A 20,682-nucleotide genomic window follows, 5' to 3' on the forward strand; every position below is an offset into this window, starting at 1 on the left:
ACAGATCAATTCCCCGGGACGGCTCCCGTGCGCGGCGCCAACGGCGGCGTCTCCGATGCCGACGGCGACATGTCCCTCAGCGGGCACCCGCGCCCCAACGACGGCCACGGCCTGGGCAAGGAAGCCCGCCGGCGCGTCATCTGGGGCAGCTTCATCGGCAACTTCGTCGAGTGGTTCGACTACGCCGTCTACGGCTACCTCGCCTCGACGATCGCCGCAGCCTTCTTCCCCGAGTCAGACAAGCAGACGGCGCTCCTGGCCACGTTCGCGGTCTTCGCGATCTCCTTCTTCGTCCGCCCGCTCGGCGGCTTCGTCTGGGGCCACATCGGCGACCGTGTAGGACGCCGCACCGCCCTGTCCCTCTCCATCCTCATCATGAGCGGCGCGACCTTCTGCATCGCGCTGATCCCCTCGTACAGCCTCATCGGCATCGGCGCGCCCATCGCCCTGCTCGTGATCCGCGTGATCCAGGGCTTCTCCGCGGCAGGCGAGTACGCGGGCGCCTCGGCCTTCCTCGTCGAGTACGCCCCGGCCAACCGGCGGGGGCTCTACGCCGCCGTCGTTCCGGCCTCCACCGCCGCAGGCCTCCTGCTCGGCTCGCTCCTCGCGGCGCTGCTCTCCATCGTCCTCAGCGATGCGCAGATGGCCGAGTGGGGCTGGCGGCTTCCGTTCCTCCTCGCAGCCCCGATGGGCCTCATCGGGCGGTACATCCGCACCAAGCTCGAGGACACCCCCGTGTTCCGCGAGCTCGCAAAGGAGGACGAGGTCGTCCACGCCCCCGTCAAGGACATGTTCGCCAACCACTGGCGCGCGCTCCTGCTCGCGGTCGGAGCAGTGCTGCTGAACGCGGTGGGCTTCTACGTGATCCTCTCCTACATGCCCACGTACCTCTCCACCGAGCTGGGCTTCGGAGCCACGGAGTCGTTCTTCGCCACCACGATCGCGCTCCTGACCTACATCGGCTTCATCTTCCTCACGGGGCTCGCCTCGGACCGGTTCGGCCGCAAGCGCGTGCTGATCTCGGCGTCGGTCTCCTTCATCCTGCTCACCGTCCCGGCCTTCATGCTCCTGGACACCGGGAACTTCCTGGTCATCCTGCTCGTCGAGGTGTTCCTCGGCGCCATGCTGACCCTCAACGACGGGACCCTGCCGAGCTTCCTCGCCGAGCTCTTCCCGACCCGCATCCGCTACTCCGGGTTCGCGGTCAGCTTCAACCTGGCCAACGCGGTCTTCGGCGGCACTGCCCCGTTCATGGCCACGCTGCTCATCGGGCTCATGCACACCAAGCTCGCCCCGGCCTGGTACCTGGTGGCCGCGGCGGTCATCTCGCTCATCGCCGTCCTGTGCGCCAAGGAGACCTCACGCAGGCCCCTCGCACACTGACCTGTGCCGCCCACGACGGCGCCGCCTCCCCCGCGCGGGGAGTGCGGCGCCGTCGTCGTGCGTCGCGGATAGGGTGTGTCCATGACTGAGAACAGCGAGCCCTCCGAGGGACGCGGAGGCTCCCCCGTCTCAACCGCCCTCGCGGTACTGCGCTGCTTCAGCGTCGACGAGCCGCTGCTGGGCGTGACCGAGATCGCCGCCCGGGTCGGCATGCATAAGAGTTCGGCATCGCGGGTCCTGGCCACGCTCGAGTCCGAGGACCTCGTCGAACGGGACCCCGCCTCGCGGCGCTACCGGCTCGGCCTCGGGATCATCGCCATGGCCGGCCCCCTGCTCGCCGACCTGGATGTGCGGCGCGCTGCGATCCCCGTGCTGCGCGGGCTGACCGAGCGCACCGGCGAGACGAGTGCGCTGCTGCTGTGGAGCGGACACGAGGCCGTGGCGGTCGAGCAGGTTCCGAGCCCCCACCAGGTCAAGCACACCACCCCTCTGGGCACCCGCTATGCGACGGCGCTCTCCTCGTCGGTGCAGGTGTTCCTCGCGGCCATGCCGGCGGAGTCGGCACGCGCGCTCGTCGCTGACGGCACCGTCGCGCTGTCGGACGCGGACGACGCAGGCCTCGGCGCCTACGCCGCGCGCCTCGCCGAGGCCGCGGAGCGCGGGTATGCGGTCAACTACGGCGAGACCGCTCCCGACGAGGTGGGCGTCTCCGCCCCCGTCCGCGACCACCGCGGCGAGGTGGTCGCGGCGGTCCTCGTCTCGGCGCCCCGGTTCCGCATCTCGGAGGCGCAGCTGGCGGGTCTCGGCGAGGAGTGCGCCGGGGCGGCGGCCGAGGTCACGCGCCGGCTCGGCGGCAACCCGTCGGACTAGGGGCCCGGGAGTCAGGCGCCGCCGGGATCACGCGCCCGCGGCCACGCGCTCCCCGATCAGCCGTCCTCCCTGTCCGGATTCTCCAGCCGGAAGAACGTGGACTGGCGGCCGTCGCTGCGCTGCTCCTGGTAGATGAAGTTGAGGCGGCGTTCGTCGAACGTGCCGAACCAGTCGTCCCAGCTGATCTTCTCGAGCGAGTCGCTGTCGCCGCCGAAGTCGATGCGCAGCACGCCCGGCCGGCCGCCGTGCTCGGTCCCGGGGACGGTCGCGGGCACGCCGTTGCGCTCCTCGGCCCACTGGCGGATCACATCGTGGTTCGTCGTGACGAGGCTGCGGCCTTCACGCTCCGGCTCCTCGTCAGGCGACGTGATCTCCTGCGAGTACTTCAGCGAGTCCGACGAGCCCTTGCCCGTGCGGATGCCGCCTTCCTTCTCCTGCTTCTCCTGCTTGCCTGCCATGCCCGGCCTCCTTGTCTTGGAACTGTGCCCTGCCCCTGCACACTTCCCTCGAGTCCGTCCGGCAAACGGCTACTCGGCGATGTCCTCCGCCCACACCTCGGGGTGATCCCGCTGGAACTCGGCCATCATCTGAGCACAGCGCGGATCGTCCAGCACCTCGACCTCGACACCCCGCGAGCGCAGCAGCCCGATCTCGCCGGGGAAGGTCCGGTCCTCCCCCACCACCACGCGCGGGATCTTGAACTGGAGGATCGCACCCGTGCACATCGCACACGGGGCCAAGGTCGTGTACATGACGGTGTCCCGGTAACTGCGCTGGCGCCCGGCGGCGCGCAGTGCGGACATCTCGCCGTGGGCGATCGGGTCCCCCTGCTGGACCCGCTCGTTGTGCCCCACGGCGACCACCTCGCCGCCGCGCACGAGTGCCGCGCCGATGGGGACCCCGCCCTGCGAGAGGCTCTCGCGCGCAGCCGCCACCGCGGCCTCGAACCCCGGAACGCTCATCGCTGCGCGTCGGCGGGCACGAGCATCACCTTGATCGAGCGGCGCTCGTCCATGGCCCTGTACGCCTCGGCCGCGTCCTCGAGCGGCATGACCGCATCGAACACGAGACCGGGGTTGATCTCTCCGGAGAGCACGTCGTCGAGGAGCTCCGGCAGGTAGGCCCGGGTCGAGGCGGCGCCGCCGCCCACCGAGATGTTCTTCGCGAACAGAGTGCCGATCGGCAGCTCGGAGCCGCCCGCGGGGACACCGACGAAGCCGAGACTGCCGCCGGGGCGCGTGCAGCGCAGCGCCTGGTCCATGGATTCGTGGGTGCCGACGCACTCGAGCACCGAGTCCGCGAGGACGCCGCCCAGGATCTCCCGCACCTTCTCGGCGGCCTCCTTGCCGCGCTCGGCCACCACGTGCGTCGCGCCGAACTTGCGGGCAATGGCCGCGCGGTCCTCGTGCCGGGACATGGCGATGATCTGCTCGGCGCCCAGCCGCTTCGCCGCGAGGACCGCGCAGAGGCCGACGGCGCCGTCGCCCACCACCACGACGCTGCGGCCGGGGCCCACGTGAGCGGCGACCGCGGCGTGGTGGCCGGTGCCCATGACGTCGGAGAGGGTGAGGAGGCTCTTGGTGAGGTCCTCGTCCGGATCGGTGACACCGGGGACGGGCACAAGGGTGCCGTTGGCCATGGGCACGCGGACACGTTCGCCCTGCCCTCCGTCCACGGGCAGGCCGTTCTCGTCGGTGGCGCCCCACGCCGCCCGGTGCTCGCAGGCAACCTGCACCCCGTCACGGCACGGCGGGCACTCGCCGCACGAGATAGCCCAGGGCGCCACGACGAAGTCGCCCACCTTCACCGCGGTGACCTCGTCGCCGACCTCCTCCACCACGCCCACAAACTCGTGCCCGATCGGCTTGGCCTCGGTGATCTCCCGGACACCGCGGTACGGCCACAGGTCGGAGCCGCACACGCATGCAGCAGCCACCCGGACCACCGCGTCGCCGGGGAGCAGGAGCTCGGGGTCGGGCCGGTCCTCGACGCGGATGTCGCGGGTTCCGTGGATCATCGTGGCGCGCATGGAGGCTCCTTGCGTTGGCGTTGGGGCGGTTCAGGTCAAACCTACTCCGGATGTCGCGCCGGCGCGTCGGGCATATCCTCTTCTCGTGGCGGTATCCACCCCCGCACCGCTCGTGGCGGACGGCCGAAGGCTCTACGCTGCCGGCGCCTGGACACGCGCGCTCGACGCGTTCGAGCGAGCGGACCGGGCCGCGCCCCTCAGCGCCCGCGACCTCATGCTCACGGCGTTCAGCGCGTACCTGCTGGGGCGGGAGGAGCGCAGCATCGATCTCCTCGTCAGGGCCTTCCGGGAGTTCCTCGCCGCGCACGACGACGCCGCTGCCGCCCGCGCCGCCTTCTGGCTCTCCTTCGCGCACGACACCCGCAGGGACCGCGCGCAGGCGGAGGCGTGGGGGCGGCGCCTCGCTGCCGTGCTGGACGATGGCCATCTCGGGCCCGAACGGGCGCTCCTGCTGTCCGGCCTGGGGCACCGCAGCCTCGCCACGGCCGATCCCGCAGAGGTGCGCAGGGCCCTCGAGCTCTCCCGCGAGGCGATCGCCTTGGCACGACCCGCCGGGGACACGGACACCGAGGTGTTCTCCCACCTGAGCGCAGGGTGGGCCCTGCTGCGGCTGGGAGGCACCGCGGATGGCCTCGCCGAGCTGGACGAGGCCATGGCGCGGGTGGCCGCGAACGAGGTCCGGACCCCGATCGTGAACGGCGTGGCGTACTGCTCGGTGATCTCCGCGTCCCTGTGGGCCGACGATCTGGCGAGGGCCCGCGAATGGACCGCCGCGGCAACGGCGTGGTGCGACCGCAGCCCCGAGCTCGTCCCGTTCCGGGGCCAGTGCCTCGTGCACCGGTCCCAGGTGAAGATGCTCGACGGCGACTGGCCCGGCGCGCTCGACGAGGCACTCCGCGCCACCCACCGGCTGCTCGCCTCGGACGCGGGCCTCGCCAGCTACCAGCTGGGGGAGGTCCACCGGGTGGCCGGCCGCTTCGCCGAGGCGGAAGACGCCTACCGGCTCGCCAACTCGGCCGGGCGCAGGCCCGAGCCGGGGCTCATGCTGCTCCGGCTTGCCCAGGGCCGGGCGGACGCTGCCGCCGTCACGGCACGGCGCCTCAACACCGAGCTGACCCGCCGCAGCGAGCGCGACGAGTTCCTCCCGGCCTACGTGGAGGTGATGGCTGCCGCAGGCGACGTCGAAGCGGCGCGCGCCGGCGCCCGTGAGCTCGCGGCAGTCGCGGAGAGGGCGGAGCAGGCGCGCACAGCATCCGCGCCGGTGCCGCGGGCGAGGGCCCTCACGGCGGAGGGCGTGGCCCTGTGCGCCGCGGGCGAGGCGGCCCTCGCCGTCGGGCGTCTCCGCGAGGCCTCCCTGGCCTGGCACGGCCTCGGCATGCCGTACCTCGAGGCTCGCGCCCGCGCCGTGCTGGGGCGCTGCTATGCGGCCCTCGGGGACGATGAGGCTGCCGCGCTCGAGGTCGAGGCCGCGCGGTCCACGTTCGAGCGCTTGGGCGCCGCCCCCGACCTCGCGGCACTGCCGGCGGATGCGCCGGGCTCCCCCGCCGAAAGCCCGGGCGCGCCCCTGACCGACCGCGAGGTGGAGGTGGTGCGTCTCGCGGCCCAAGGGCTCACGAACAGGGCCATCGCGGGGCGCCTCGTGATCAGCGAGAAGACCGTGGCGCGGCATCTGGCGAACATCTACGCGAAGCTGGGCATCGCCTCCCGCGCCGCGGCGACCGCCTACGCCTACGAGCACGGCCTCCTCTGACCCGGGGTCAGCTCCCCACGACCCGGGGTCACCTCCCCTGCATAGAAATGCCCATGCCCTCCGCACGCGGAATGCACCATCCGCCCGACGCGCTCCCGTGCAACCCAGCCGTACCGTCGAGGCATGAGCAGCATCCAGCCCCAGACACCCCTTCCCCTCGGCAGCGACGAGCACCCCCGGCGTGTGGAGACGGTGATCGTCGGCGGCGGCCAGGCCGGCCTCGCGGCGGCGCACTGGCTCGCCGAGTCAGGCAGCGACTTCCTCGTCGTCGAGGCGGCTGAGCGGGTGGGCGACCAGTGGCGCCAGCGCTACGACTCCCTCCGCCTCTTCACTCCGGCCATCGCCAACGGCCTTCCCGGCGCACCGTTCCCGGGCCCCCGCTTCGCGTTCCCGAGCGCGCGCGAGCTCGGAGACTACCTCGAGACCTACGCAGCGCCGTTCGCGGACCAGATCCTCAAGGGAACACGAGTCACCCGCGTCGACGCGCTGGACGACGGCGGCTTCCGGGTCGCAACGAGTGCGGGCACCATCGACGCCGCACACGTGGTCGTCGCAACCGGTTCCGATGCCGAGCCGAAGATCCCTGAGGTCACGGCCCTTCTGGACCCCGGCATCCGGCAGCTGCACTCGAGCCGCTATCAGAACCCGGACCAGCTGCTCCCCGGGCCGGTTCTCGTGGTCGGCGCGGGGACGTCCGGGGCGGATCTCGCCCTCGAGGCGGTCCGGTCGGGGCACGAGACGTGGCTGTCGGGGCGGCATCCGGGCGAGATCCCGGGCAACGAGTTCGTCCGCGGCCCTCTCTTCTGGCTCGTGTCGAACTACGTCCTGACCCTGAAGAACCCCATCGGCCGCAGAGTCCGGCCGAAGATCCGCAGCGGCAGCGCTCCCCTCGTGCGCACCAAGCGCCGCGACCTCGATGCCGCCGGCATCCACCGCACCCAGGCTCGCACTGTAGGAGCGGTGGACGGGAAGCCGCAGCTCGACGACGGCACCGTCCTCGACGTCGCGAACGTCCTGTGGTGCACCGGATACCGGGGCGACTACTCGTTCCTGCCTGTCGGCGTCCAGATCGGGACAGACGGGTTCCCCGCGGAGCACGACGGCGCGGCAGACGGCGTCCCCGGCCTGTACTTCGTGGGGCTGATGTTCCAGCGAACCTTCGCCTCGCACCTCGTGGGCGGCGTGGGGAAGGACGCGAAGGTCGTCGCAGACATGATCCATGCCCGCTCCCTCGCCCCCGTCTGAACCCTCTAGCTGCCGTCTCAGAGTCGCCCTCTGGAAGCCACCTCCTGCAGGCCACCTTCTGGAGGTCACCTTCCGTGGGTCACCTCCGGTGGGTGGGGACGAGGCCGGGGCTGCACTCCTCCCCAGCCTTCCCTGCACTCCAGGGTATGACACCCAGAAGCTGACTCACCCACGGACGACGGCGGCCGGTCGCCTTCCGCAGAGAAGGCGACCGGCCGCGGTCGTGGTTCGGGCTGTGCTCAGCCCCGCGTGCATCAGAGGTTTGAATCGGGGGTGTGCACCGGGTAGACCGAGCGGAGGAGGTGGGCGGTCTCGGACGGCGTCTTGCCGACCTTGACGCCAGCGGCCTCGAGGGCCTCCTTCTTCGCCTGCGCGGTGCCGGAGGAACCGGAGACGATGGCGCCGGCGTGGCCCATGGTCTTGCCCTCGGGGGCGGTGAAGCCCGCGACATAGCCGACGACCGGCTTGGTGACGTTGTTCTTGATGAACTCGGCAGCGCGCTCCTCGGCGTCGCCGCCGATCTCGCCGATCATCACGATCGCCTTGGTCTCCGGGTCCGCCTCGAACGCCGCGAGGGCGTCGATGTGGGTGGTGCCGATGACCGGGTCGCCGCCGATGCCGATGGCGGTGGAGAAGCCGAGGTCGCGGAGCTCGTACATCATCTGGTAGGTCAGGGTGCCGGACTTGGACACGAGGCCCACGCCGCCCTTGCCGGTGATGTTCGCCGGAGTGATGCCCACGAGGGCCTCGCCCGGGGTGATGATGCCGGGGCAGTTCGGGCCGATGATGCGGGTGGTCTGGTTGCCGTTCGCGTCCTTGCGGGACTGGGCGAGCGCCCAGAACTCGGCGGAGTCCTGCACCGGGACACCCTCGGTGATCACCACGACGAGGCCGATCTCGGCCTCGATGGCCTCGACCACGGCGTCCTTGGTGAAGGCCGGCGGGACGAACACGATGGACGTGTCCGCGCCGGTCTCCGCCATGGCCTCCTTGACGGAGCCGAAGACGGGCAGCTCGAGCGCGTTGCCGTGCTGGTCCGTGTGCGAGACCGTGGTGCCGGCCTTACGGGCGTTCACGCCGCCCACGATGTTGGTCCCGGCCGCGAGCATGCGGGCGGTGTGCTTGGAGCCCTCGCCGCCGGTGATGCCCTGGACGATGACCTTGTTGTCCTTGTTGAGGAAGATCGACATGGTGTGGCGTCCCTTACTTCGCTGCGTTCGACGAGTTTGCGAGCTCGGCGGCCTTGTCCGCGCCCTGGTCCATGTTCTCGGCGAGGGTCACCAGCGGGTGGTTGGCCTCGTGGAGGATGCGGCGGCCCTCCTCGACGTTGTTGCCGTCGAGGCGGACGACGAGCGGCTTGTCAGCCTTGTCGCCGAGCTTGTCGAGGGCGCCCACGATGCCGTTGGCCACCGCGTCGCACGCGGTGATGCCGCCGAAGACGTTCACGAACACGCTCTTGACCTGCTCGTCGCCGAGGATGATGCCGAGGCCGTTGGCCATGACCTCTGCGGAAGCGCCGCCGCCGATGTCGAGGAAGTTGGCCGGCTTGACGTTGCCGTGCTTCTCGCCGGCGTAGGCCACGACGTCGAGCGTGGACATGACGAGGCCCGCACCGTTGCCGATGATGCCGACCTCGCCGTCGAGCTTGACGTAGTTGAGGTCCAGCGCCTTGGCCTTGGCCTCGAGCGGATCCTCGGAGTCCTTGTCGGCGAGCTCCTCGTGCTCCGGGTGGCGGAAGCCGGCGTTCTCGTCGAGGGAGACCTTGCCGTCCAGGGCGATGATGTCCCCGGCGCCGGTGCGGACCAGCGGGTTGACCTCGACCAGCGTGGCGTCCTCGCCCTTGAAGACGTCCCACAGCTTGACGATGACGTCCGCGACCTTCTCGCGAAGCTCGGGGGCGAAGCCGGCGGCCTCGACGATCTCGGCGGCCTTCGCGGCGTCGATCCCGACGGCCGGGTCGACGGGGACCTTGGCGAGGGCGTCCGGGCGCTCGACGGCGAGCTGCTCGATCTCCATGCCGCCCTCGACCGAGCACATGGCGAGGTAGTTGCGGTTGGCGCGGTCCAGCAGGACCGAGAAGTAGAACTCCTCGGCGATGTCGGCGCCGGCGGCGATCATGACCTTCTTGACCGTGTGGCCCTTGATGTCCATGCCGAGGATGGCGGAGGCGTGCTCGAACGCCTCGTCAGCGGTCTTGGCGACCTTCACGCCGCCGGCCTTGCCGCGGCCGCCGACCTTCACCTGAGCCTTGACGACGGTGACTCCACCGATCTTCTCGGCCGCGGCCTTGGCTTCCTCGGGGGTGTACGCAACGATCCCGGCAAGCACGGGAACACCGTGCGCCTCGAACAGATCGCGCGCCTGATACTCAAACAGGTCCACGGTTCAGGTCCTCTACGTCGAAGTAGTGCTGACTCGGAGCAAGCCACGAGGCGCCGCGGGGAGCTCCCCGACGGCGGGCCTGATGCTCCAAGGGGAAACTCTAGCCCCTTGCGGCGTTGCGGATTGAACCGGGGCGCCATTCGTGACCAAGGGCACAGCTCTACAGCGTGTAGAATCCGCGCGCCGGCCACGGACCGTGCTAGGCGGAGCTGGCCTGCCGTGCGCCGACGGACTCGATGACCGCCACGCTCTCCGCGAGCGGGTCGAGGGCTGCGAGCTCTGCCCGCGCGGCCGCCAGACGATCGCGCATCGCGTCGTCGGCCAGCACGCGCTCGACTGCTGCCCGGATCGCCTCGGGGCGCGGCCTCTCGGTGCGCAGGTCCTCGGCCAGCCCGCGGTAGGCGAGCCGGGCATTGACATCCCCTTTGCCCTCGTTGAGTCCCGCAACGACCATGGGAACGCCAGCGCTGATGGCCATGAGCACGCCTCCCTGACCCCCGTTGGTCACGTACACGTCCGAGGCCGGGAGAACAGCGTCGAAGTCCAGGAATTCCTCGACCACCACGTTCTCCGCCCCGATCCTCTCCCGCACGGGGCCGGCCGGCTGCCTCCCGGTGGAGACGACGACCTGCATACCGCTGTCCCGCAGCGCCTCGACCGCGGGGTAGATGAGCTTTCCGAAGTCCGCGGTGTCGATGGTGCCTTGCGAGATGAGCGCACGACGCCGGTACCCACCGAGCGGGACATCGGTGCCGCGGTCGCCCTCCGGGTCGCGCCACGGAAGCAGCGCGCCGACATGCCGCACCTTCGGATTCGTGGCCCGGCGCGGGAAGTCCAGGCTGGGGGTCCCAGTCTGGATGACCGCCGAGGCGACGCGGTACGGGACATCGGTCATGACCGTGCGCAGGTCGAACGGGACGCCGTACTCGGCGAGGATCTCGCGGTAGCGCAGCTTGGCGGGCCGCAGGACCACGGTGTTCGAGACATAGCGTGCCGCGGCGTGCTTTGCCCGGTCGAGGCGGTTGCGGGGATAGCCGAAGCCGAAGAACATCGGCGGGACGTCCGGCGCGGATTCGATGTCCCCGATCACGTTGACCGGCACCGAGGCCACCCCGAGGAAGCGCACGGCGAGCTCGGCGGCGAAGAAGCCCGTGTCGTGCACGAGCACGGTGAACGGGAACGTCTCCCTGATCTCGCGCAGGTCCTCGAAGAACCGGCCGACGTTGTCCGCGAAGAAGGCCCGGCCGTCGAACGAGATCTGCCGGGGGCCGGAGAGCTTGGTGCGCTCGGGGAAGATCTCGTTGATGTTCTCAGCGGTCACCTCCGTGGCGCGCACGTAGGGGAAGTGCCGGACCCCCATGCGGGCGAGCTTCGGCCCGTACAGGCTCCCGGTGTAAAAGGCGACCTCGTGGCCGGCCTCCTGGGTGGCCTTCGCGATGCCGGTGAGCGGGTTGAAGTGGCCGTCCTGGGTGAGGCTGGCGAAGAGGACTCTCATGATGTGCTCCATCTGCGAATCCGAGACCAGTCACCACGGTACGGCCCGGGAGGGAGCCTGAGAAGAGGGCTCAGACCACCTTGGTCAATGGTGCGTACCGCAGGAGGAGACGCTTCTCGCCCACGTCGAAGCTGACCTTCGCGACGGTCTTGTCCCCGGCACCCTCGACCCCGATCACGGTCCCGTTGCCGAAGGCCGTGTGGTTGACCTTGTCCCCCACCGCCACGGAGATGACCTCCTTCTGCGGCTGAACGCGGCCCTTCTTCTGGGCGGCGGTCGCCGAGGAACCGCCCGAGGCGGGCGAGATCGAGGAGAAGCTCGCGTTCCGGCTCGTGCCTGCCCCCCACGACGAGCCGCCGTAGCGGCCGCCGGAGCGGTCCCACCGGCCGTTCCCTGCGCCGCCCGCGGTGCCCACTGCCGGCGGCCGCTTGGAGCCCTCGCGCTTCCAGTCGATGAGGTCGGCAGGGACCTCCCCGAGGAACTGGCTCGCCGGGTAGTACTCGCTCTGCCCCCAGAGGCTGCGCACCTCGGAGCGGGTGAGGTACAGGCGCTTGCGGGCGCGGGTGAGCCCCACATAGGCCAGTCGGCGCTCCTCGGCGAGCTCCTCGGGGTCCGTCGCGGCGCGCCGGTGCGGGAAGACGCCGTGCTCCATGCCCGTGAGGAACACGACCGGGAACTCGAGTCCCTTCGCCGTGTGCAGGGTCATGAGGGTCACGACCCCCTGCCGCTTCGCCTCCGCGACCGCAGCATCCACCTCGGCCTGGGACGCGCCGTCGGGCGCATCCGGGATCTGGTCCGCGTCCGCGACGAGCGAGACCTGCTCGAGGAACTCCTCGAGGCTCCCCTCGGGGTTCTCGCGCGCGTATTCGCGCACGACGGCGACGAGCTCGGCGAGGTTCTCGACGCGCGACTCGTCCTGGGGATCGGTCGAGCTGCGCAGGCCGGCGAGGTAGCCGGTCTGCTCGAGCACGGCCTCGAGGGCCTCGGCGGGCCCCGAGCCCTCCGCGACCTCCGCCAGGTCGTCGAGCAGCTTGACGAAGGCCGCGACCGAGTTGAGCGACCGGGTGGCCATCCCGGGGGCCTCGTCGGCGCGGCGCAGGGCCGCCATGAAGGAGATGCGGTCCCGCTCCGCCAGGGCGGCGACGGTCCCCTCGGCGCGCTCGCCGATGCCGCGCTTGGGCTCGTTGAGCACCCGGCGGAGGTTCACGTCGTCGTCCGGGTTGACGAGGACGCGCAGGTACGCGAGCGCGTCCTTGATCTCCTTGCGCTCGTAGAAGCGCGTGCCGCCCACGACCTTGTACGGCAGGCCCACACGCATGAGGATCTCCTCGAGGCTGCGCGACTGGGCGTTGGTGCGGTAGAACACTGCGACGTCCCCCGGGCGGAAGTCGCCGGTGTCCGTGAGCCGGTCGATCTCCTGGGCGATGAAGCGTGCTTCCTCGTGCTCGTTCTCGGCCGCGTAGCCGATGATCTTCTCGCCGTCCCCCTCCGAGGTCCACAGCCGCTTCTCGGGACGGTTCGGGTTGCGGGCGATGACGGCGTTGGCAGCCGAGAGGATGGTCTGCGTCGAGCGGTAGTTCTGCTCGAGCTTGATGGTCCGGGCGTTCGGATAGTCCTTTCCGAACTCCACGATGTTGCGGATGTCCGCACCGCGGAACGCGTAGATGGACTGATCCGAGTCGCCGACCACGGTCAGCTCGGCAGGCTCCGGCCCGTCCCCGTCCCCTGCGGCGCCGACGATCTCGCGGACGAGGGCGTACTGGGCGTGGTTGGTGTCCTGGTACTCGTCCACGAGCACGTGGCGGAAACGGCGGCGGTACATCTCGGCCACGGCCGGGAAGGCGCGGAACATGTACACGGTCTCGGCGATGAGGTCGTCGAAATCCATCGCGTTGGCCTGGCGCAGGCGCTGCGTGTAGCCCTTGTACACCTCGGCGACGCCGGCCTCGAACGGGTCGTTCATGTTCGCGCGGGACGCGAAGTCGTCCGCGTCGACGAGCTCGTTCTTCAGCGCGGAGATCTTGTGCTGGATGGCCTTCGGAGCCACCTTCTTCGGGTCCAGCTCGAGGCCCTTGTGCACGAGGGTGATGAGGCGCAGCGAGTCCGCCGAGTCGTAGATCGAGAAGTTCGAGTTCAGCCCCACGTTCTTCGCCTCGCGGCGCAGGATGCGCACGCACGAGGAGTGGAAGGTGGAGATCCACATGCGCTGGGCGCGCTCGCCCACGAGGGCCTCGATGCGCTCGCGCATCTCGGCAGCGGCCTTGTTGGTGAAGGTGATCGCGAGGATCTCGCCGTGGTGCGCGCGGCCCGTGGCGATGAGGTAGGCGATGCGGTGCGAGAGCACGCGCGTCTTCCCCGATCCCGCCCCCGCGACGATCAGCAGGGGGCTCCCCGCGTGGGTGACGGCCTCGAGCTGCTGCGGGTTCAGCCCCTCGAGCAGGTGCGCGGCCCGCGCTTCGGCCTCGCGGCGCGCGTCGTCGGCGGGATCGGAGGCCGGAAGCCACCCCTCGGGGAGGTCTTCCGGGGCACCGTACTCCTCCTCCGGTGCGGGCAGGAACTCCTCCGGCTCGGGCTCCGGCGGCATCCCTGCCGCGACCCCCGTCATCCCCTCGGCCATGCCGGAAGCACCGGACTTGGGCAGGTGGGCGTAAGGATCGAAGAGCATGTCCATGATCCATCCATTTTAGTCCGGGGTCGGACACTTCTCGTGGCCCCGGGCCGGGGCGACGCGCCCTGCGCCCTGATTCCCTCAGTGCTCGGTCGGCTTGCGCACGCCGTAGCGGTGCCCCTCGCTGTCGGTCACGACCTCGATGCCGGCGAGTTCCTGCTCCTCCTTGACGTCCTCCGGGTTGTGGCCGTGCCGCTCGGGCTCCTGTGCGGTCCGTCGGTTGGCGGGTCCGTAGACGTTGCGGAGATGGCCCATCGCCCGCATGAAGGATTCGGGCCGGCTCTCGTGGTCCCCAGGCTCCCGAGAGCCCTGGTCGTGGTGTTTCACGGTGTCCCTCCTTGGATTCGCCCCAGAATGGTCGCCCTAGTCGACCTTGGCCTGCACGGTCTCGGTGCTCGCGAACACCTCGCGCATGAGCTCGAGCACCCGGTTGCGCGAGGCGATCTGCTCGACGAGGCACTTCTCGAGCTGGTCGGCCAAGTGGCCGCTGATCCACTCGCGCGCGTACACGGTGAGCGGCTCGTACATCGCAATGGCCTCGTAGACCACCTCGAGGGCGAGGGGCAGCACGGCGAGGTCCTTGATGCCGTCCGCCGTCTTGCGCAGCACCGCGTGGGCCTCCCGGTCGAGGCCGTCCGCCGCGTGGCCGGGCGGCACCGCGACGTTGCGCTCGAGTTCGGCGAAGCAGTCCTCGAGGACCGCGGCATGCAGCCGCGACTCCTCGCTCAGGTCGAGCATGAGGGCAGCAACCTCGCGGCGCTGGGACTCCTGTTCCAGGACACCCAAGGTCACGATGGCGCGGCGGCTCGCTCCCCGGGCAATGCCGAGGCGGTAGACGAACAGCTCGTGCGCTTCGGAAAAGTGCTCGAACATGGCAGAACCTCCCTCCCAGCGGGCCAGCAGCGGGCGCGAGGTCTGAATCCTGCCTGCGGCGACGTCCGCCCCAGTCCTACAGCCATTCTCCCGCCGCGTCCGGGCAGGGGCAATGACGTCGGGCCGGAGGCGATGAAGTCCGCGGGCTGCTAGTCCTCCACGTCGCGGTGCTGGTCCGCCACGTCCGCCAGATCAGCCTCAACCACGACCTCTTCGGAGTCGATCAGGCCGTCCTCCTCGTCCCACACCGTCTGATCGTCCTCCACCGGGAAGTCGAGCGAGGGGTCCTCGTCCTCGGTGCGTACGCGGGCCGGATCCTGGCCATCGATGCTTGCCATCGTTGTCCTCCTAGACGGTCCTACAGGGTTCCTCCAGAACATCACCGGGCCCGCGGTGGGTCAAGGGCGCCCGGCCGGAGGGCTCAGACGAGCTGCGCAGACGCGAGGGCCGAGACGACCTGGCGCACCGCCGTCGCGCCTCCCGCCGCGAACCACGTGAGGCCGTTGACCTCGACGGTGGCCGTGGTCCCCCCGGCCGCGGTGACGATGGCCTTGCCGGGAAGCCAGTCCCACTGAGGGCACGAGTGCTGGAACCAGACGCCGATCTCGCCCTGGGCGACGCGGGCCAGGTCGCAGGAGCCGGAGCCGAGGATGCGGATGGATGCGGCCTGGATCGCGGCCGCGTGCCAGGGCATGGCCGAGAGCGGCTGCTCGAGCCAGCGCGGCTGGATCGACGTCGCTGCCCCGAGGAGCCCCAGCTCTGCATCGGCCGGCCCGGACAGCGGTGCGCCGTTGAGCGTCGCCGGCGTCTCCGTACCGCCGAGCCACAGCTTGCCCTCCTGGGGCTGGAAGACCGCGCCGAGGAGCGCGTCTGGGTCGGCGTCCGTGGTGGCGGCCGGGCCGCGCAGGGCGATCGCCGAGCACCAGTAGCTGGACCCGGCGAAGAAGTTGTAGGTGCCGTCCACTGGGTCGATCACCCAGGTGCGGCCGGAGCGGGACGGCACGTCCGCGCCCTCCTCGCCGAACACGCCGTCGTCCGGCCGACAGCGGCGCAGCTGCGCGAGCACGTACGCCTCGGCAGCCTTGTCCGCAGCGGTGACGATGTCCGAGACCGAGGTCTTGCGCACGGCGTCGAGCCCGCTGCGGCGCATTTCCAGCGCAAGAGTGCCGGCGTTGCGCACGAGCTCCGCGGCGAGGTCTGCGTCGGAGAGCGACGGGTCGAGCTCGGGCAAGTTCTCGGGCGGGGTGCGGAAGGGGTCGTTGGTCTCAGCCACGTGCCCAGCCTACCCGGGGCATCCGGCGCCCCAGCCGGGGGCTGGATAATGGGAGCATGTCCAAGACCCCCGCCCAGCGGGCGCGCAAGCACGGTGAGCGCGCCGCGGCCGCCCCGGCCGCGCGCTCCGGCAAGCCAGCCAATCCCACCACCGCCCGCACGCCCGAGCAGGCGCAGGGCAACGCCCGGCTCATCATCATCGCCGGGCTTGGGGCCAGCGTCTTCATGTTCTGGTACTACCACCTGCTCGTCCTGACCCAGATGACGCAGCTCTCCGGCGGCCTCGCCATGCCGGACTCGCTCATCCTCGGCTTCTCCCCGGAGTACGCGCACCAGCTGCAGGGGGCCCTCGACGACGCCGCGCGCGGCCAGCTCAACTACGTCCACAAGACGGCCGGCACGATCTTCCCGCTCGTGACGGGCTTCACGTTCCTGCTCGTTTTCGGCACGTGGCTGAAGTCCAAGGCGCTGCGCTGGACCGCGTTCGCGCTCGTCGGTGCGTTCGCGGTCGTGCGGCTCTGGGGCAACATTGCCGTGGACAACGCCGTCGGGCCGGGCGCGGACGCGGGCACGGCCGCGCTCGCCTCGGTCCTCGTGGTCCTCGGCTGGGCGCTGCTCTTCCTCACCCTGATCGGAGCCGGCGCCGCAGTACTTGCCTCGCGGCGGGGACGCCGAGCCGGTACGCGATGACGCCGCCGGCCACCGCGATCCCCACCGTGATCGGGTAGGCCATGAAGCGCTCGAAGGTGCCGGGCTCCGGCACCCGCAGGAACAGCGCCCCGCCTGTCAGCGTCGCCACGAAGGAGGCGCCGCCCAGCAGCAGGATCGGCCACGCCGCAGCGGTCTGGGCGATCCACAGGATCCCCAGGACCACGAGCGCCGCCGAGCCGCACACAAAGTAGGTGCCGGCCCCGGCCAGGTGGAGAACCTCGTTGGTGTCCTGCGGGGCGAAGCCCACCACCGCCACGCCCACCCCGGCGAGGCCCACGAGCACGCGCACCGCCAAGGCAGCGGCCCAGGGCACGGCGACGGCCGGATGGCCGGAGGCCAGGGCTGCGGCGACCCGGGTGCGGGCGCCTCCGCGCGGCGTCGTGCGCGCTTGGGCGAGGACGGCCCTGGTGAGCCGCGTCTCGGCGCGGATCGCGGAGACGTCAGCGGCGACGCGCAGCACCGTCGAGGTGATGAGCAGCGCGGCGATGACCATCCCGAACCCCTGCAGCACGAACGAGACGTTCATGAGCGCATGCAGCGGCGAGCACACCTCGCGGGTGCCGTGGAGCCCGCAGTGGCGCTGCCCGAGGTCGCTGATCAGGTTGAGCCTGCGGCTGTACGGGGCGGGGCCCCGCCAGGCGGCGATGGTGGCGGCCTCCGCCACGAAGAACTGGACCACGCTCACGGCGGACCACGCGCCGAGGTAGTGCCGGACACGGTTCGTCGGTGCATCTGCGGTGGCCACGCGCCCAGCCTAGCGACGGGGCGGCCGTGACAGCGGGCACCCCGCCAGCCGGTATGCTTGGGTGCGTGCCCGGGCGACCGGGCGGGCCCCCGTAGCTCAGTAGGATAGAGCGGCCCTCTCCTAAAGGGCAGGCCATCGGTTCGATTCCGGTCGGGGGCACTTGCTGTATCCAGTGCCCGATCTGCGCGCCTACCTCGAAGGCTCCTGGTCCGTGGAGCGCAGGCTCCTGGACCGCGCCACGGGTGCAGAGGGCGCGTTCACCGGCACGGTCACCTTCTCGGCGCTCTCCGCGGACGACGACGGCGCGCTCGACCAGCGCGAGGACGGCACCGTCCGCTGGGGCACCCACGAGGGACACGCGTTCCGAGAGTACGTGTGGCGCCCCGGCGCGTCGCCGGGCTCCATGGATGTGTTCTTCCCGGACGGGCGGCCCTTCCACACCGTGGACCTCACGGGCGCGTCGGCAGACGGCAGCCACTGGTGCTCGCCCGACGACTACCGGGTGCACTACGAGGCGGTGGGCCCCGACGAACTCCGCTACACCTGGGACGTCCGCGGCCCCGCGAAGGACCTGCTCCTGGACACCACCCTCCGACGGATCCACTGACCGTCCGCCCTCCCCGATCAGGGGTCACCTCCCCGACCAGGGGTCACCTCCCCGACCAGGGGTCACACGCCCTTGTTGTACACGTCCAGCCCGAACCGGTTGAGGCCCGGGGTCCCCGCGTAGCCGAGGTACGGAAGGCCGTAGAGGTCCTCGATGCTCGCGAGCAGGCTGTAGTGGTTGTAGGGGGTCGTGGACCACGTGCCGCCAGCCGTGAACGGCGAGAGCACGAGCGCTCCGACGCGGCCGCCGCCCATCCCGGTGATGCCCGGCTGCGGCGCGTTCGGCCCCGGCCCCTCGCCGCAGCACGCGCTCGAGTCCTGCTGCGGCCCGTCCGACTCGTCGAACGTGATGACGAGGACGCCGTCCTGCTTGAAGGCCGGCGAGCCGGTGATGACGGGCACCCACTGCTTGAGCCACGCGTCGGCGGAGACCAGACCGCCGGGCTCGCCGTCCACGCACGGCGAGTCGTGGCCGTCGTGGCACAGGTCCGGCGTGATGAAGGAGACCGTGGGGGTACTCGAGACCGAGGCGAGGTCGCCGCTGAGGTGCGAGAGGTCGACGTCGTTCGCGACGCAGTCCGGCGAGCCGGTGATGCCCGCAAAGTACACGAAGGGGTTGTGCCGGGCCGCGTACTGGTCGCCCACGCGGGCCTTCTGCGTGTCATCGATGGCGCCGAGCTGGGGGTGGCGGCAGGGCGTGCCCATGTCCTCCATGTACCCCTTCCATGTCTTGCCGGCCGCAGTGAGCTGGCCGGCCACGGTCGGCACGCCCGCCGGGTAGACGCACCCGGACCCGACCGCCTGCCCGGGCGCCACGGTGCCGGTCTGCGCGAACGGGCTGTAGGTCTGGCAGTCTGCCTGGGTCTGGCTGTTGGGGCCCTGGCCCGAGATCTGCGAGATGTAGTTGTCGAGGGAGTTGTGGCCCGTGCCGTAGTAGCTGTTGAGCAGCACCCCCTGGCCCCGCAGGGTCTGCGACAGGTACGGCGCCTTGGAGGCGGTACCCCAGGTCTCGTCGTAGCCCTTGTTCTCGAGGTTGACCACGAACACGTGCGCACTCGGCGGCAAGTAGGAGGAGGTCCCGGTCGCGGCGTCGGCCGGCTGGCCCGCTCCCCCGCGCACGAGGGCGACGGCGGCGAGCACCACCACGGCGACGGCGGCGAGCACGACGGCGAGGGGACGCCGTCGTGCGGCGCGGGCGAGGGCGGTGAGGGCGAGGTCTGCGCGTGTCATCAGAGCTTCCATCCTTCCGCGATGGCGCGGTCCTTGAGCGGGTGCCACTCGTCCTCGGGGTCTCCTCCCGGCAGCGGCGTGCACGGTGGCCCCGCCACGAAGGGAGGAACGGTGTAGGCCGGCGCGCTGAGGTTCGGGCCGGAGGCGAGGTCGAGGACCTCGGCGATGTTGGCCGCGTTCGCGTCGCGGGGCGTGAGGGCCGGCAGGTTCCAGCGCCACTCGATGGCCTTGAGCACGGAGGTGTGGTCGTAGGTGCCGGAGACTACCGCCCCCCTCCGGGCGAACGGCGAGATGACGAGGGCGGGGACGCGGAAGCCGCGCAGCGCCGTCGTCGGGCTCACGTCCGGGGCGGTGGTCGGCGCGACGTGGTCGTAGAAGCCGCCCCACTCGTCGAAGTTGACCACGAGCATCGTGCGGGACCAGGCCGGCGACGTCGTGACCGCGTGGTAGACCTCATTGAGGAAGAGCTCTCCTGAGCGGACGTCCGCGTGGGGGTGGTCGTCGCCCGAGGTGCCCGAGCCCTCGTCCGTGAAGCGCGGGTCGACGAAGCTCACGGAGGGCAGCGTCCCCGCCGCGCAGTCGCTGAGGAACTCGGAGTACTGCGCGGAGATCGGCAGGTACTTGGTACCCCAGAGGGCCACGAACGGCACGTCGGAGTAGTAGTACTTGCCGGAGACGCCAGCGGCGGCCAGGCGGTCCCAGATCGTCGGCATCGTCGCGTTGGCGGTCGAGTTGTGGATGCGGTCCGTCTGCGCGGAGTGCTGGTAGAAGCGGTTCGGGTACGTCTCGGCCATCACGGCGGCGTAGTAGTTGTCGCAGACGGTCCAGCCGGGGGCGGCCTGGGCGAAGAACGCGAGGTCCGCGTCGGTGTAGTAGCCGATCGCGAACTCGTCGTTGTCGCCGGCGCGGAGCCAGCCGTCGCACCTGCCGTTGTTGTACTCGATGAGCCCGCCCTCCTGCGAGTGGTCGGGGTCCGGGTGGCTGCAGCCCTGGAAGTCGGTGAGGTGGTGCGTCCCATGCGGGACGCCGTAGCGGTCGATGAAGGTGAGGCCGCCCTGCTTGCCGTTCGCGCCCGGGAGCCAGCCGAGGAAGTGGTCGAACGAGCGGTTCTCCATCATCACCACGATGATGTGGTCGATGCCCGAACTCGATGGGTCCGCGGGCAGTGCGGCTGGCGCGATGCTCTTCACGGCCGACGGCGCGGCCGCGCCTGTGAGGGCTGTGGCACCGAGCGCTGCGAGGGACGCTGCCGAGAGGAAGGTGCGGCGGGAGGTAGTCACGGCCAACCAAGTTACCCGCCGGTAGGACGCCCTCACCCCGTTTCCGGCGCTTGTTCAACCCCGGTTCACAGACTTCCCACCCTGCTCCCAGCTTCAGCGATCAAGCCTGAGCGTTTCCTGAGTGCCGGTCACATGGCGCAACA

At 70.8% G+C, this 20,682-nt stretch carries 20 protein-coding genes and 1 tRNA gene; 7 read left to right on the forward strand and 14 right to left on the reverse strand.

Features of this window, described 5'->3' with window-relative positions:
- Positions 1–69 precede the first annotated feature (69 nt).
- Both IE231_RS12095 and IE231_RS12100 read left to right on the forward strand, forming a co-directional pair.
- Positions 70–1,383 (forward strand): MFS transporter, encoded by a 1,314-nt coding sequence (locus IE231_RS12095; protein WP_189694320.1) that lies wholly within the window; start codon positions 70–72, stop codon positions 1,381–1,383.
- A gap of 81 nt (positions 1,384–1,464) precedes the next feature.
- Positions 1,465–2,253, forward strand: a complete 789-nt coding sequence (locus IE231_RS12100; RefSeq protein WP_189694228.1) for an IclR family transcriptional regulator — start codon at positions 1,465–1,467, stop codon at positions 2,251–2,253.
- A 56-nt stretch (positions 2,254–2,309) separates the two neighbouring features.
- On the opposite strand, the gene IE231_RS12105 is transcribed toward IE231_RS12100, so the two are convergent.
- From IE231_RS12105 to IE231_RS12115, 3 genes are all read right to left on the reverse strand, one after another.
- Positions 2,310–2,711 carry a hypothetical protein gene (locus tag IE231_RS12105; protein WP_201896889.1) on the reverse strand — a complete coding sequence of 134 codons (402 nt, stop codon included), beginning with the start codon at positions 2,709–2,711 and terminating at the stop codon, positions 2,310–2,312.
- Positions 2,712–2,780: 69 nt separating this feature from the next.
- Positions 2,781–3,215 (reverse strand): nucleoside deaminase, encoded by a 435-nt coding sequence (locus IE231_RS12110; RefSeq protein WP_189694229.1) that lies wholly within the window; start codon positions 3,213–3,215, stop codon positions 2,781–2,783.
- Positions 3,212–4,282, reverse strand: coding sequence for a zinc-dependent alcohol dehydrogenase family protein (locus tag IE231_RS12115; protein ID WP_189694230.1), 1,071 nt, complete (start codon positions 4,280–4,282; stop codon positions 3,212–3,214). The genes IE231_RS12110 and IE231_RS12115 overlap by 4 nt, the downstream gene beginning before the upstream one ends.
- Before the next feature lie 85 nt (positions 4,283–4,367).
- Here IE231_RS12115 and IE231_RS12120 point away from each other — a divergent pair, with 85 nt between their 5' ends.
- Both IE231_RS12120 and IE231_RS12125 read left to right on the forward strand, forming a co-directional pair.
- On the forward strand, positions 4,368–6,032 hold the full coding sequence (locus IE231_RS12120; protein WP_189694231.1) for a LuxR family transcriptional regulator: 1,665 nt from the start codon (positions 4,368–4,370) through the stop codon (positions 6,030–6,032).
- Between the two features lie 123 nt (positions 6,033–6,155).
- Positions 6,156–7,277, forward strand: coding sequence for a flavin-containing monooxygenase (locus IE231_RS12125; RefSeq protein WP_189694232.1), 1,122 nt, complete (start codon positions 6,156–6,158; stop codon positions 7,275–7,277).
- Between the two features lie 254 nt (positions 7,278–7,531).
- Here IE231_RS12125 and sucD read toward each other — a convergent pair whose 3' ends face one another.
- From sucD to IE231_RS12165, 8 genes are all read right to left on the reverse strand, one after another.
- Complete coding sequence (gene sucD, locus IE231_RS12130; RefSeq protein ID WP_189694233.1) at positions 7,532–8,467, reverse strand: succinate--CoA ligase subunit alpha; 936 nt, start codon at positions 8,465–8,467, stop codon at positions 7,532–7,534.
- 13 nt (positions 8,468–8,480) lie between these two features.
- Positions 8,481–9,659: an ADP-forming succinate--CoA ligase subunit beta gene (gene sucC, locus IE231_RS12135; protein WP_189694234.1), complete on the reverse strand. Its 1,179-nt coding sequence runs from the start codon at positions 9,657–9,659 to the stop codon at positions 8,481–8,483.
- 199 nt (positions 9,660–9,858) lie between these two features.
- On the reverse strand, positions 9,859–11,154 hold the full coding sequence (locus tag IE231_RS12140; protein WP_189694235.1) for a glycosyltransferase: 1,296 nt from the start codon (positions 11,152–11,154) through the stop codon (positions 9,859–9,861).
- Positions 11,155–11,224: 70 nt separating this feature from the next.
- Positions 11,225–13,825 (reverse strand): DNA helicase PcrA, encoded by a 2,601-nt coding sequence (gene pcrA, locus IE231_RS12145; protein WP_189694236.1) that lies wholly within the window; start codon positions 13,823–13,825, stop codon positions 11,225–11,227.
- Between the two features lie 78 nt (positions 13,826–13,903).
- Positions 13,904–14,149: a hypothetical protein gene (locus IE231_RS12150; RefSeq protein WP_189694237.1), complete on the reverse strand. Its 246-nt coding sequence runs from the start codon at positions 14,147–14,149 to the stop codon at positions 13,904–13,906.
- A gap of 36 nt (positions 14,150–14,185) precedes the next feature.
- Positions 14,186–14,695 (reverse strand): DUF892 family protein, encoded by a 510-nt coding sequence (locus IE231_RS12155; RefSeq protein ID WP_189694238.1) that lies wholly within the window; start codon positions 14,693–14,695, stop codon positions 14,186–14,188.
- Between the two features lie 149 nt (positions 14,696–14,844).
- A complete protein-coding gene (locus IE231_RS12160; RefSeq protein ID WP_189694239.1) occupies positions 14,845–15,033 on the reverse strand; it encodes a hypothetical protein in 189 nt (62 codons plus the stop codon).
- Positions 15,034–15,116: 83 nt separating this feature from the next.
- Entirely contained in the window at positions 15,117–15,968 is an 852-nt protein-coding gene (locus tag IE231_RS12165) for an inositol monophosphatase family protein (RefSeq protein ID WP_229866807.1), read from the reverse strand.
- Positions 15,969–16,024: 56 nt separating this feature from the next.
- Here IE231_RS12165 and IE231_RS12170 point away from each other — a divergent pair, with 56 nt between their 5' ends.
- On the forward strand, positions 16,025–16,657 hold the full coding sequence (locus tag IE231_RS12170) for a hypothetical protein (protein WP_189694240.1): 633 nt from the start codon (positions 16,025–16,027) through the stop codon (positions 16,655–16,657).
- Here the strand turns inward: IE231_RS12170 and IE231_RS12175 are convergent.
- Positions 16,590–17,423, reverse strand: coding sequence for a hypothetical protein (locus IE231_RS12175; protein WP_189694241.1), 834 nt, complete (start codon positions 17,421–17,423; stop codon positions 16,590–16,592). The genes IE231_RS12170 and IE231_RS12175 overlap by 68 nt on opposite strands.
- Positions 17,424–17,508: 85 nt before the next feature.
- Here IE231_RS12175 and IE231_RS12180 point away from each other — a divergent pair.
- Positions 17,509–17,582 (forward strand) — tRNA-Arg (locus IE231_RS12180).
- Positions 17,583–17,595: 13 nt separating this feature from the next.
- Entirely contained in the window at positions 17,596–18,030 is a 435-nt protein-coding gene (locus IE231_RS12185; protein WP_229866809.1) for a DUF6314 family protein, read from the forward strand.
- A gap of 62 nt (positions 18,031–18,092) precedes the next feature.
- Here the strand turns inward: IE231_RS12185 and IE231_RS12190 are convergent, their stop codons facing one another.
- Positions 18,093–19,259 carry an alkaline phosphatase family protein gene (locus IE231_RS12190; RefSeq protein ID WP_189694243.1) on the reverse strand — a complete coding sequence of 389 codons (1,167 nt, stop codon included), beginning with the start codon at positions 19,257–19,259 and terminating at the stop codon, positions 18,093–18,095.
- Positions 19,259–20,539 (reverse strand): alkaline phosphatase family protein, encoded by a 1,281-nt coding sequence (locus tag IE231_RS12195; protein ID WP_229866817.1) that lies wholly within the window; start codon positions 20,537–20,539, stop codon positions 19,259–19,261. Before IE231_RS12195 ends, IE231_RS12190 begins: the two co-directional genes overlap by 1 nt.
- Positions 20,540–20,682 lie beyond the last annotated feature (143 nt).

Origin of the sequence: Sinomonas cellulolyticus, assembly GCF_014656475.1 — a bacterium.
Classification (GTDB): Bacteria; Actinomycetota; Actinomycetes; order Actinomycetales; family Micrococcaceae; genus Sinomonas; species Sinomonas cellulolyticus.